We start from the raw sequence: 12,927 nt of genomic DNA, 5'->3' as shown, positions 1-12,927 counted from the left end.
GTTATTCAACCAGCAGATTATAAGTCATGTGCTCTTTGAAAATCGCACGCGAAAGAAGAGACTGATACCCCATCCTTCTTGCCACATCAATCAAGTTCTGCTGATTTAAAGCACCAAATTTGTCTTTTAGTGACTCCACCCTATTTTCAATAGCGCGAGTGGTAAGATCAAAAAGCCCTGCAATTCGCTTAACTGGAACGCCACGTAACAAAAGACATAGAACAGATAATTCGCTCTCGTTAAGCGGAATCTTTATCTCTTTTTGCTCTTGAAGTTGGTTAAATGAAGCTGCAACCAACTTTTCAAATTTAACCATAGGCTCAATACCACACAATATTTCACTCCAGAATGTAGTATCGCAGGTCAAATCTTCACCAGCAAATAGAATTATCTGGTCTTTATCATTTATCAGAGCAGGGAATTTGCGAAATTTATAGGCTCTTGGGTCACCACTGCGATGCGGGTGAATACTGCCCATAATAATCCTCTTCTTTTTGTGCAATACAATTTGGTCTTGCTCAAAAAGTAATTTTGATAGCACAGAAATACCATTAGGCATATTTTCAGATTTTCTTCCTACAATGTCGTCACGCGATATCCCATGAAAGTCCGCATAACTCTCATTGACATATAGAAAATTGTGATGCAGATCTTTGGCCCCTGCCATTTGACCTATACTCTCCAATTGGTCAATAAAGGTTTCTAGCTCTAAAAAATTTTTGAACGAGTAAGGAGGGTGCATGGTTAACTCCGCTTGCTTGAATTATACAAATTAAAACAGACTAATTTCATACATTATGCATGGTCAATTTGCCACAACCACACGTAGAAGGCAATTTAACCATCAGCACAGTTTGCGATCCCACCCTCAAAATCTGTCAATGATTCGCAAAAACTGGCATAAAGAACAGGTTTATTTTGTACAAAAATCCTTGCAATCCCTCAGCAATGCTTGGAGCAAATAAAAAGACACTCATTTAAAGTCAGTATAAACATCCCACACACACTCGTTCGTGCATTAATATACGTAAACATTACTGTGTGATTAAATAAACCTATATAATATTTTCAATATGCACAATACAAAACCCTACACAGACTACTAAGTAAATCATGCAATGAATCTGGATTAAAACCCGTCAACATAGGCAATATAATAAGTAAAAGAGGGGGTAGTTTTATCAGTAATGATTAAAAACAATCACGATATTCGCTTGCTATCAGGTCATTCACTGCCAGACAAACCCCTCCCAGACATGCCTCTTGCTTCTCCAAACTCAAACGGAAGCGGCGCCCGCCATCGCAGGCGCCGCCTCGTCGCGCAATCACCCCGGCAGGCAACCCAAGCCCTTCAGCGTCGCCTCCACCGCCTCATCCAGCGGCGTCACCCGCTCCCTCCCCAATACCCCCAGCAGCTTGCCGTTGTCCATCCGCACCGGCTTGCGCCACAGGTAGCGCATTTCCATCACTTCCCGCAGCGTGGCGTTGAATGGCGCGATCAGCCGGATCAGCCACCAGGGGAAGGCGTCCACCTTGGCGTTGACGCCGTGCTTTTGCAGCGCGCGGCGGATAGCCTGCGCCACCTGGGTGCCGTCCGCGTCCCAATAGCCGCCCAGATGGAAAGTGGCAAACGGCTCCAGCGATTCGCGCCGCGCCAAGAGCTCTACGATATTGCTCGCCACATCCGGCAGGTATGACCACTGGTGGCCGATGCCGGGCATGGCCGGATTCTGGATGCGGCGGGTGATCTTGCCAGGCTGGATCAGGCCTTGCGAGAACCAGTTGTTGCCGGCCTTGGGACCGAAGAAATCTCCGGCGCGCACGATCAGCGCCCTTCCGCCGCCGGCCGCGTGGGCGCGCAGACGGGCCTCCATCTCCACCCGGATCGCGCCCTTGCGCGTCAGCGGGCGCTGCGGCGAGTTTTCCTTGAGGATGGGAAAAGCGTCCGGACCATAGTTGTACACCGTTCCGGGCAGCACGATGGTGGCACCCTCCCGCTTCGCCGCGGCGATGGTGCTGTCCAGCATCGGCAGCACCAGCTCGGCCCAGCGCTTGTAGCCGGGAGGATTCACCGCATGGACGATCACCGCGCAGCCTTCGGCCGCTTGCGCCACATCGTCCGGCCGCATCGCGTCGCCCCGGATCCAAACGATTCCGTCGCGCGTCAGGGCCGGCTGCTCCAGGCTGCGCACCAGGCCGCGCACTTCCCACCCCGCGTCGCGCAGCTGGCGGGCCAGCTCCCCGCCGATGCCGCCTGCCGCTCCCACCACCAGCGCCGTTTGTCGAGTCGTCATGATCTTGCTCCTTGGTTTGTCTTGGTGGAGCCATCTTATGGCGGCGCGAATCAATACGGAATTGACTAAAACAGCATACATTCCATACATTTACGCATGGATAACACGATAGACTGGCAGCTGTACCGCTCCTTCCTCGCCGTGCTGCGGGAAGGATCGCTCTCCGCGGCGGCGCGCGCGCTGGGCCAAGCCCAGCCCACGCTCGGCCGCCATATCGACGCGCTGGAGGGCGCGCTGGGCATTCCGCTATTCACCCGTTCCCAAGGCGGACTGCTGCCGACGGACGCGGCCCGGGCGCTGCGCCCGCACGCGGAGGCGATGGCCAGCCACGCGGCGGCGCTGGAGCGCCTGGCCTCCAGCCAGGGGGATGCGCCGCGCGGCGTGGTGAGGATCACCTCCAGCGAGGTGGTGGGCGTGGAGGTGCTACCGCCGATACTGGCCGAGCTGCGTCGCCGCCATCCCGCGCTGGCGATAGAACTGGTACTGAGCAACCGCGCGCAGGATCTGCTGCAGCGGGAGGCGGACATCGCCGTGCGCATGACGCCTCCGCGACAGGCTCAGCTGATCGCCCGCCCGGTCGGCGTCATCGAGGTCGGCCTGTTCGCCGCGCCGGGCTATCTGGCCGAGCATGGCGAACCGGCCGCCGTGGATGATCTGGACAGGCACAGCCTGATCGGTTTCGACCAGCCCACTGCCTTTCAAAGAGAGGCGGCCAAACGGATGCCCGGCATGGCGCGGGAAGGATTCGCCCTGCGCAGCGACAGCGACCTGGCGCAACTGGCGCTGTTGCGGGCCGGCGCCGGCCTCGGCTTCTGCCAGCTGCCGCTGGCGCGGCGCGACGGACTGCGGCGCATCCTGCCCGAGCATTACGCGCTGCGCCTGGACACCTGGATCACCATGCATGAGGACCTGCGCCACAATCGCGCCTGCAAGACCGCGTTCGACGCGCTGGTGGAAGGCATGCAGCGCTACGCCGGCCATCCCCCGCCTGATCGGCCGAAATTCGAATAGCGCCCAGCCTCCATGAAAAAAGCCGCCCCGGCATGCATCCGGCGCGGCTTTCATTTCAATGGCAGCTCTTATTTGCGCTATTTCGGCGGCGGCAGGCGCTGCAGCAGCGCGAAGGTCATGTTCTGCTCGCGCGGGCGATTGCCGGTCCACAACACCTGCCAGCCGGGCTCGGCCACGCCCTCCTCGCTGCTGCGCACCACCAGCCAGTAGTCGCACGGCGGCGTCTCCCCGGCAGGAAAGGACAACAGGTCGATGCCGGCGTAGTAGCGCCAGCTGATCATGGCCAGGCTGTTGCGGTTTTCCGTCGCGATGCAGGTGGCGGTGGCCGGCAGCTTGCGCAGCATGCTGTTCACCACCGGCCGGTAACTCTTGGCCGCGTCGAACCAGGGCAGCCACAAGGTCATCCCCAGTCCCCACAGCAGCGTCAGGCCGGCCGCCCAGTTGGTGATCGCCTGACGGCCCCGCAGGTGCGGCCGGGTCAGCGCCCACAGCCACACCAGGGTGGCGATCAGGCCGCCGGCCGCCTGCAGCCAGGACACGTGCGGATGGTAGAAGGGGCTGAAGTACTGGGCGCGCCCGGCCAGGCCCTCCGGCCAGCCATAGTTCATCGCCGCCCAGCCCAGCCACACCAGCAGGCCGAACAGGCCGAAGGTCATCAGCGCGAACCAGTTGAGGAAGGCGGCGGCGCCGCGGCGCAGATTGTCCAGCTCCACCGCGGCCAGCACGGCCAGCGGCAGCAACAGCGGCATCGCGTCGGTGATGCTGGCGCGATCGGACAGCGTCAGCAGCACCGCGATCATCAGCGTGAACAGCAACGGCAGCTGCAGCTTGGGGGACTGCAGCTGGCGATTGCGGTACAGCGTCCACATCGCCAGCGGCCACGCGGGGAAGGCGAACCACAAGACGTTCAGGCTGTAATAGCCGAAGTCGTGAAACAGCCTGACATGGCGGAAGCCGCTGGAGCCGCCCAGCGCGTAATTGCCCCACCATTCGGCGTACACCGCCGGGTACAGACGCTGCAGCAGCATCGGCCACACCAGGATGGCGGGCAGGGCCAGCAGCAATCCCAGCAGCAGCGTGATCGCGTAATTCTTGCGCCGCCAGCCGCTGAAGGCCGGCAGCATCACCGCCACCAGCCAGATCAGCAGCAAGTCCGCCAGGCTGCCGCCCAGGAAGGTCATCACGCTGGCCGCGCCCAGCAGCGCGCCGGCGAGGCCTGGCGAACGCAGGGTCAGCGACAGCGCGTAGAAGGCGGCGGTAAGGCCGGCGAAACTGGCGACGATGGGGGTAAGCTGGTGGCCGGACTCCACCAGGCCGATGCAGCCTATCAGGATCATCACCACGCTGCGGCCATGGCGGCGGCCTATCAGGTCGCGGCCCGCCATGCCGGCCAGCAGCAGCGACAGCGACATCAGCAGCGGCGTCGCCAGCCGAGCGGCGTCGTGCGCGGGCAGCAGCCAGGGCGAGAACAGCTTGATGCAGCCGGCGACCAGCCAGTAATACAATGGAGGATTGTCTAGATAGGGCGCGCCATTGAGCATGGGCAGCAGCCAGTTGCCGCTGTCCAGCATGCCTTGGGCGATGGCCAGCACGAAGGGTTCGTCCGGCTTCCAGGGATCGTGCCCGAGGATGCCGGGCCACAGCCAGATGAAACACAGCAGCAGCAGCACCCAGGGTTTTTCAGTCGGCTTGGCCAGCGTGCTGGCCTGAGCGGAATAAGTCAGCATCCCGTTGCCACCTTGTTGTTCCTAAGGATCTGATGATTATCCCACGCATGCGGCGCAGGCATGAAAAAAGGCAGCCGCAGGCTGCCTTTTTCGAAGTCCAGATACGGCAACGCGCTTAGCGCTTGAAGAAGCCGCCGAATTTCTGGTTGAACTTGTCCACGCGACCAGCGGTGTCCACGATCTTCTGCTTGCCGGTGTAGAACGGGTGGCAGTTGGAGCACACTTCGATCGAGAAAGCGTCTTTGCCCATGGTGGACTTGGTCACGAACTGGCTGCCGCAGGAGCAGGTAACGGACAGCTCTTTGTAGTTCGGGTGAATATCGGTTTTCATCTCTCTACCTTTCATAACGGGTACAGGGGTTTTGCCTGTACTGCTTGCGAAACATCGCATTATCCGCCGTTTGGCCGCCGTTGACAAGCGCCAGCGGCCAAACCCAGATCAGGCGCGGCGCCAGGTGGTGCCGCCGGCGCCGTCTTCCAGCGCGATGCCCTTGGCGATCAGCTCGTCGCGGATGCGGTCGGACTCGGCCCAGTTCTTGGCGGCGCGCGCGTCCTTGCGCGCCTGAATCAGCGCTTCCACCTGTTCCGCCGACAGCTCGCCATCGCCCACTCCGCCTTGCAAGAAGGCTTCCGGATCGCGCTCCAGCAGGCCCAGCACGCCGCCCAGATCTTTCAGTAGGCGAGCCAGCTGCGGGTCGCGGCTCTTGTTCACTTCGCCGGCCAGCTCGAACAGCACCGCCACCGCCTCGGACGAGTTGAAATCATCGTCCATCGCCGCCTTGAAGCGGGCGGCGTAGGCGTTGTTCCAGTCCAGGCCCGCTGACGCCGGCAACTCGATGCCGCGCAGCGCGGTGTACAGGCGGGTCAGGCCGTGCTTGGCGTCGTTGAGGATGCCGTCGGTGTAGTTGACCGGGCTGCGGTAATGGCTGCGCACGATGAAGAAGCGGATCACCTCGCCGTCGAAGTGCTGCAGCACGTCGCGGATGGTGAAGAAGTTACCCAGGCTCTTGGACATCTTCTCGCCGTCGACATTGATGAAGCCGTTGTGCAGCCAGTAGTTGACGTACTGGTGGCCATGCGCGCCTTCGGATTGGGCGATCTCGTTCTCGTGGTGCGGGAACTGCAGGTCCTCGCCGCCGCCGTGGATGTCGAACTGTTCGCCCAGATGGTGGCAGCTCATCACCGAGCACTCGATGTGCCAGCCCGGACGGCCCTTGCCCCACGGGCTGTCCCAGGACGGCTCGACCGGCTTGGCGGCTTTCCACAACACGAAGTCCAGCGGATCGCGCTTGTTCGGGTCCACTTCCACGCGCTCGCCGGCGCGTAGCTTGTCCAGGGTGCGGCCGGACAGCTTGCCGTAGCCTTCGAATTCGCGCACCGCGTAGTAGACGTCGCCGTTGGCGGCCGGATAAGCCTTGCCGTTGGCGATCAGCGTTTCGATCATCTTAATCATGCCGCCCACATGATGGGTGGCCCGCGGCTCGTGCGTCGGCGGCAGCAGGCCCAGCGCGGCGGCGTCCTGGCGCATGTCGGCGATGGTTTCCGCCACCAGCTGCTCCGGCGTGATGCCGCGCTCCAGCGCGCGCTTGATGATCTTGTCTTCGATGTCGGTGATGTTGCGCACATAGTTCACATCGTAGCCGGAGGCCTTCAGCCAGCGGTAGATCACGTCGAAGGCGGCCAGCATGCGCGCGTGGCCGATGTGACAGAGGTCGTAAACGGTCATGCCACAGACGTACATGCTCACTTTGCCGGGTTCGATGGGTTTGAACGCTTCCTTCTGGCGGGTCAGTGTGTTGTACAGGCTCAGCATGATCGAAAAAACCTATGGTTGATGATTCAAAGGGAAGAGATTGTAACAGAGCGGCGCCGGCTTCTGTCATTCGCGCCGCGACATTACGCGCTGAAACGCGCAAACGGCCGCCGCGCCCTGCGACGCGGCGGCCGTTTCTCGCCATCAATCGCGAATCAGACCCGCGGCCAGGCGATCGGGCGGTAATCCGGCAGGCCGTCCTTGAACGGCGGGATGCGCTCGCCCTCCATCAGCGGCTTCACATAATCCAGAAAAGCCTGGGTGACGCTGAAACCGTCGGCGCCGATGAATTCAGGCGGCAGCCGCTTTTCCTTGTCGCCCACCGCCGACAGCGGCACTTCGGCCACATCCCAGCAGTAGGGATGATCGTTCAGGCGCTTGATGCCGGCCATCAGCCCGGTTTTGCCGGCCAGCAGCCATTCCACCGCCTTTTCGCCCATCACGTAGGCCTGGCGGACATCGGTGGCGGAAGCCAGATGGCCGCCGGCTCGCTGCAAATAGTCCACCTGGGCCACGTGGGCGGAAATGCCGCGCTCGCGCAAGATCAGCTGGGCCAGCCAGTGGCCGGCGCCGCCCAGCTGCTCGTGGCCATAGGTTTCGGATTTCTTGGCTTCGGCGACGAAGCGGCCGTCCGCGCCGGTGATGCCCTCGGCCACCGCGATCGCGCACTGGCCATGCTTGGCCAGGCTGGCATCCAGCGCGGCCAGGAAGCGCTCCTGGTCAAACGGCACCTCGGGCAGCAACAACAGGTGCGGCGCTTCCTGCGGGCTGCGCGAGGACGCGGCGCAGGCGGCGGCCAGCCAGCCGGTGTGGCGGCCCATGGTTTCCATGATGAATACCCTGCCCCAGCCCATGCTGGTCATGTCCAGCCCCACCTCGCGCATCGCGCTGGCCAGGAACTTGGCGGACGAGCCATAGCCGGGACTGTTGTCGGTGCCCATCAGGTCGTTGTCTATGGTCTTGGGTATGCCGATCACGCCCAGCTTGTAGCCGGTGCGCTTTTCAAAATCCGCCAGCCGCTCGGCGCAGCCCAGCGAGCCGTTGCCGCCGTTGATCAACAGATAGCGGATATCGTGCTTGGCCAGCACGTCGCGAAGGCGCAGCCAGTCTTCCGGCGCTTCCTCGAACGTGCCTATCATGCGGCGGCTGACGCCGAAGCTGCCGCCCGGCATGAAGGCGAGCTGGGCGATGGCGGTGTCGGACACGCCATCGGTGTCGCACAGGCGATCATCCAGCAAGCCGGCCAGGCCATCATAGGCGGCGTACAGGGAAAGCCCCAGGCGACGCGCGGTTTCAATCGCCCCTTGGGCGGAAGCGTTCAGAACGGCGGTGGGTCCGCCGGATTGCAGATATACAGCTCTTGGCTTGGTCATGATCGCAACCTGGATGAGAAACTGACGGAACAGGCGCGCCGTCGTCCGGGCCGCGCCGATAACGCCACCACCATACCACTTGGACGAAAGCCGCCTCAAGACCGATGACCGCGACAAAAAACGCTTCCTTGACCGGCGGCAAACCCGCTGCGCCGACGCGCCGGAAAAAAACGCAAAACCGCGCCCCGCCCTAACGATCAGTACTTTTTCACATTCAACGGCGGCAGGATGGCCGCGGCGACCGACACGCCACCCCGATACCCCTTCCCTCAGGAGGCCCCATGGCCAAACGACACGCCGCGCTTTTTTCGCGCGCACTTCACGCCACCATCCTGACCTCGGCGCTGGCCATCGGCCTCTCCGGCCATGCTGCCGCCGCCGACAAGTGGACCAGCCCCCAAGACGCGATCGGCCAGCTCTGGTCCGCCCGTATGCCGCTCGGCGCCCGCTGGACGCCGCAGCAATGCAGCAATTACAACGCGCTGCCGGCGGACGTCCGGGCCGTAGTCCGGAATACCGGCTCCGGCCTGGTGGTGCCGCAGGTCAAGCAAGACCGCGCGGTGCTGACCAACGGCCTGCGGCAGATGGCTTCCTCGCTGCTGCAATACCAGCTGGCCACCGCCGCCGCCGGCCAGTTCTACCCCCCGCAAGTGGACGGCCCGTTCCTCATGAACGCCGCCTACTGGGCCGAATACGCCCGCTCGCCGCACGGCAACGAACGCAACCACCTGCCGGCAGTCAACATCGCCGGGCTGAATCTGAATCAATGCCCCAACCTGGACAATCTTGGACGGCAAGCCACGATGGATCTGCTGAACCGCACCGCCGGCATCAGCAACAGCCTGCGCTGGCATTGCTACGCCAACCGCTTCCGCACGGTGGGCGGCGCGCAGATCCCGCTGACCGGCTATGTTGAGCTGACCCAGGCCGAGTACGCCGGCGACAATCAGTACGCCTACGCCGCATCGGACGGCCGCGTCGTCTACGACTACGTCAACAGCCGCGTCTACTACACGGCCGCCCATTACAAGCAATGGAAAAAAAGCGACTTCGCGCCGGATCAGACCGGCGGCTACGGCTGCACTCCGGCCGGCAGCTGCTGCGACCCGTTCTTCGAAATCATCCGCTGAACGCGCCCGCCGCCAATGCGAAACGGGCCGCTCCCTCCACAGGAGCGGCCCGTTCTTCCCCAAGCCGTGGCGGCCAAATCTTATTCCCGCGCCACAGCCCCGGCCGGCGCGTAACGCTCGGCCCGGATCGGCGAATGCTTGGCCACGTAATCCTTGAGCACTTCGGCATCGACGAAGCCGGTGTTCACATAACCCGGATGCTCCATCATCTTCGGATAGCCGTCGCCGCCGGAGGCCATGAAGCTATTGATCGCCACGCGGTAGCGCTTGGCCGGAGCTATGGGCTTTCCGGCCACCTCGGCCTGCTGCAGCTCGCCGCCGACGATGCGCAGCCTGACGCCGGCGAACTGGGCGAAGGCGCCGGCGCCCGGCGTCATCCGCGCCGCGGCCTTCAGGTAATCCAATGCCTCGGCCCCGCTCATGTCGACATAGGCCAGCGTGCTGCCGAACGGGAACACCTTGAGCACGTCCTTGTAGCTGACCACGCCCGCCGGCAGCGAGTCGCGGATGCCGCCGGAATTGATCACCGCGAAGTCGGCCTGGGTTCTGGCCATCATCGCTTCGCCGACGAACACGCCCAGATTGGTGGGCTTGCCGCGCACCACGGAGCGGTCGCCCTCCAGCTTGGCCGACAGTTCGCCCACCTTGACGCCCAATTCAACCTGGCCCTTGTCCTGGTAGGCCTTGAGGAAGCTGCGCAGCTTGTTGTCTTCAGGGATCAGCTCGGTGTACGGCACCTTATCGGTCTTGCCGTCGGCGGTCTTCACCGTCTTTTTCAGATTGACCGGAATCAGCTGGTACTTGGCCAGCTTGAGCTTGCCGTTGCGGAATTCGAAATCGGCGCGGCCGACGTATTTGCCCCACTCGTGCGCCTGCACGATCCAGGCGCCGTTCTGGCGATCGGGCGCGCAGGGCGCGCCCGGCACGTAAGCGTCGTCGCGGACGTTCTCGGCCTTCATGCACACCGGGTTCTGGCTATGGCCGCCGACGATCAGGTCCAGCCCCTTCACCGCGCGCGCCATTTCCACGTCGCCTGGCGCGTTGACGCCATGATTGCCGTCGGCGTAATGGCCCATGTGGGTGGCGGCGATGACGATGTCGGCCTTCTGGCGCAACTCCGGCACCAGGGTGGCGGCTTCGGCGATCGGACTCTTGAACTCGATGCCCTTGATCTGCGCCGGATTCACCATCTTGGCGGTGTCGTCGGTGGTCAGGCCCATCACCGCCACCTTGACGCCGCCCAGGTTGAACATGGCGTAGGGATCGAACATCCGCTTGCCGTCCTGATAGATGTTGGCTGACAGCATCGGGAAATTGATCCACTTGCGCTGCTGCATCAGCACCGGCACCGGCTTGTCGAACTCGTGGTTGCCCACCGCCATCGCGTCGTAGCCGATGCGGTCCATGCCGCGGAAATCGGGCTCGGCGTTCTGCAGATCTGACTCCGGCACACCGGTGTTGATGTCGCCGCCGGACAGCAGCAGCATGTAGCCGCCCTCGGCCTTCACTTCGGCGCGCACCTTGTCCACCACCGTTTTCTGCGCGGCGAGGCCGTATTCGCCGTCGCTGTTCGGCCAGAAGCGGCCGTGGTGGTCGTTGGTGTGCAGGATGGTGATCTTGTAGACCTTGCCGCTGTCGTAGTTGCCCTTGCCCGGCGGCGTCGCGCAGGCGGACAGCAGGCCGGCGGCCAGCAAGGATACGGCGATGGATTTGAGCTCGGTGCGCATTTTATCTCCTTATGAGCCGGGCTTCGCGCGCGAAAACCGCTTGCGCATGCAAAAATGGCGAACCCTGGGGCTCGCCATCCGGCAGTGCTGCGATGATTTACTTCCAGCTGTCCTTCAGACCGACGGTGCGGTTGAACACCGCCTTGTCGCCCTTCCGGTGTTCGTAGCGGTCGGTGACGAAGTAACCCAGGCGCTCGAACTGGAAACGCGACTCCGGCGCCGCTTGCAGCACGGATGCCTCCACATAGGCCGGCACCAGCTTCAGCGATTCCTGGCTCAGAAACTGGCGGAAATCGACGTATTCGCCGTCGTCGCCGCGCACCGCGTCTGGACGCTGCTCGGTGAACAGGCGGTCATACCAGCGCACGTCGGCCTGGATCGCGTGTTCGGCCGACACCCAGTGGATCACGCCCTTGACCTTGCGGCCTTCCGGGTTCTTGCCCAGCGTGTCGTGGTCGATCGAGCACTTCAACTCGACGATCTCGCCGTTGGCGTCCTTCACCACTTCGTCGCACTTGATCACGTAGGAGTAGCGCAGGCGCACTTCGCCGCCGGCGGTCAGGCGCTGCCACTTCGGCGGCGGCGTTTCGGCGAAGTCGTCGCGCTCGATCCAGATCTCGCGGGCGATCGGCACGTCGCGCTCGCCGAATTCCGGATGATGCGGATGAAACGGCGCGCTGCGGCTGGCGGTGACGGCGGCGTCGTAGTTGGTCAGCGTCACTTTCAGCGGATTGACCACGGCCATCACGCGCGGCGAGTCGTTTTCCAGCGTCTCGCGCACCGCGCCTTCCAGGATGGCCATGTCGATGATGTTCTCGCTCTTCGACACGCCGATGCGCTGGGCGAACAGCTTGATGCCGGCCGGACTGTAGCCGCGGCGGCGCATGCCGGCGATGGTGGGCATGCGCGGATCGTCCCAGCCAGTGACGGCGCCGTCGTTGACCAGCGCCTGCAGCTTGCGCTTGGAGGTCAGCGCGTACAGCAGCTCCAGGCGGGAGAATTCGATCTGCTGCGGATGATGGCCGATGCTGATGTTGTCCAGCACCCAGTCGTACAGCGGGCGGTGGTCTTCAAACTCCAGCGAGCACAGCGAGTGGGTGATGCCCTCGATGGCGTCGGAAATGCAGTGGGTGTAGTCGTACATCGGATAGATGCACCACTTGTCGCCGGTGCGGTGGTGATGCACGCGGCGAATGCGGTATATGGCCGGATCGCGCAGATTGATGTTGCCGGAGGCCATGTCTATCTTCAGGCGCAGCGTCTTGCTGCCGTCGGCAAACTCGCCGGCGCGCATCCGGGTGAACAGATCCAGGTTCTCTTCCGGACTGCGGTCGCGGTAGGGACTGTTCTTGCCCGGCTCGGTCAGATTGCCGCGATACTCGCGCATTTCCTCTGCGGACAGGTCGTCCACATAGGCCTTGCCGGCCTGGATCAGCTCGACGGCGTAGCCATACAGGCGGTCGAAGTAGTCGGATGCGTAGCGCACCTCGCCGCTCCACTTGAAGCCCAGCCAGGAGATGTCTTGCTTGAACGCCTCGACGAACTCGTCCGATTCTTTCTCCGGATTGGTGTCGTCCATGCGCAGATTGCACTGGCCGTTGTAGTCTTCGGCCAGGCCGAAGTTGATGCAGATCGCCTTGGCGTGGCCGATGTGGGCGAAGCCGTTCGGCTCGGGCGGGAAGCGGGTCACCACCGAGCTGCGGCGGCCGGTGGCCAGATCCTCGTCGATGATGCTGCGAATGAAGTTGTTGACAACCGGCGCGTTGTTTTCCGTGCTCATGTTCTGGCTGTGGGTGAGTATGGCGAATCGGGCATTGTAACCGATTTTTCCGCCATTTTCGCCAAGCGGCCG

General features: G+C 62.6%; 10 protein-coding genes. 2 read left to right on the top strand and 8 right to left on the bottom strand.

The genetic code is table 11. The annotated features are described in order from the left end of the window. Nucleotide 1: 1 nt before the first annotated feature. Both BKX93_RS24240 and BKX93_RS21960 read right to left on the bottom strand, forming a co-directional pair. Nucleotides 2-742, bottom strand: a complete 741-nt coding sequence (locus BKX93_RS24240; RefSeq protein ID WP_082107266.1) for a PAS domain-containing protein — start codon at nt 740-742, stop codon at nt 2-4. A 583-nt stretch (nt 743-1,325) separates the two neighbouring features. Further along, nucleotides 1,326-2,294, bottom strand: coding sequence for an NAD(P)H-binding protein (locus BKX93_RS21960; RefSeq protein ID WP_046157730.1), 969 nt, complete (start codon nt 2,292-2,294; stop codon nt 1,326-1,328). A gap of 96 nt (nt 2,295-2,390) precedes the next feature. Here BKX93_RS21960 and BKX93_RS21955 point away from each other — a divergent pair, with 96 nt between their 5' ends. Further along, nucleotides 2,391-3,305 carry a LysR family transcriptional regulator gene (locus BKX93_RS21955; RefSeq protein WP_070981371.1) on the top strand — a complete coding sequence of 305 codons (915 nt, stop codon included), beginning with the start codon at nt 2,391-2,393 and terminating at the stop codon, nt 3,303-3,305. Between the two features lie 77 nt (nt 3,306-3,382). On the opposite strand, the gene BKX93_RS21950 is transcribed toward BKX93_RS21955, so the two are convergent. The 4 genes from BKX93_RS21950 to BKX93_RS21935 form a co-directional block, all read right to left on the bottom strand. Then, on the bottom strand, nt 3,383-5,032 hold the full coding sequence (locus BKX93_RS21950) for an ArnT family glycosyltransferase (RefSeq protein ID WP_046157728.1): 1,650 nt from the start codon (nt 5,030-5,032) through the stop codon (nt 3,383-3,385). Between the two features lie 115 nt (nt 5,033-5,147). Further along, nucleotides 5,148-5,363 carry a 50S ribosomal protein L31 gene (rpmE, locus tag BKX93_RS21945; RefSeq protein ID WP_021478681.1) on the bottom strand — a complete coding sequence of 72 codons (216 nt, stop codon included), beginning with the start codon at nt 5,361-5,363 and terminating at the stop codon, nt 5,148-5,150. A gap of 108 nt (nt 5,364-5,471) precedes the next feature. Beyond that, entirely contained in the window at nt 5,472-6,845 is a 1,374-nt protein-coding gene (gene cysS, locus BKX93_RS21940; RefSeq protein WP_070981369.1) for a cysteine--tRNA ligase, read from the bottom strand. A gap of 155 nt (nt 6,846-7,000) precedes the next feature. Continuing rightward, nucleotides 7,001-8,218 (bottom strand): 6-phosphofructokinase, encoded by a 1,218-nt coding sequence (locus BKX93_RS21935; RefSeq protein WP_046157726.1) that lies wholly within the window; start codon nt 8,216-8,218, stop codon nt 7,001-7,003. A gap of 281 nt (nt 8,219-8,499) precedes the next feature. Between BKX93_RS21935 and BKX93_RS21930 the strand changes: the two genes are divergently transcribed. Next, on the top strand, nt 8,500-9,348 hold the full coding sequence (locus tag BKX93_RS21930) for a hypothetical protein (RefSeq protein WP_070981367.1): 849 nt from the start codon (nt 8,500-8,502) through the stop codon (nt 9,346-9,348). A gap of 80 nt (nt 9,349-9,428) precedes the next feature. Here BKX93_RS21930 and ushA read toward each other — a convergent pair whose 3' ends face one another. Both ushA and BKX93_RS21920 read right to left on the bottom strand, forming a co-directional pair. Beyond that, a complete protein-coding gene (ushA, locus tag BKX93_RS21925) occupies nt 9,429-11,075 on the bottom strand; it encodes a bifunctional UDP-sugar hydrolase/5'-nucleotidase UshA (RefSeq protein WP_070981365.1) in 1,647 nt (548 codons plus the stop codon). 97 nt (nt 11,076-11,172) lie between these two features. Then, entirely contained in the window at nt 11,173-12,855 is a 1,683-nt protein-coding gene (locus BKX93_RS21920; protein WP_070981363.1) for a glutamine--tRNA ligase/YqeY domain fusion protein, read from the bottom strand. Nucleotides 12,856-12,927 lie beyond the last annotated feature (72 nt).

Source organism: Chromobacterium vaccinii (genome assembly GCF_001855275.1).
Taxonomy (GTDB): Bacteria; Pseudomonadota; Gammaproteobacteria; order Burkholderiales; family Chromobacteriaceae; genus Chromobacterium; species Chromobacterium vaccinii.
This window is presented reverse-complemented; position numbering and strand designations above follow the sequence as displayed.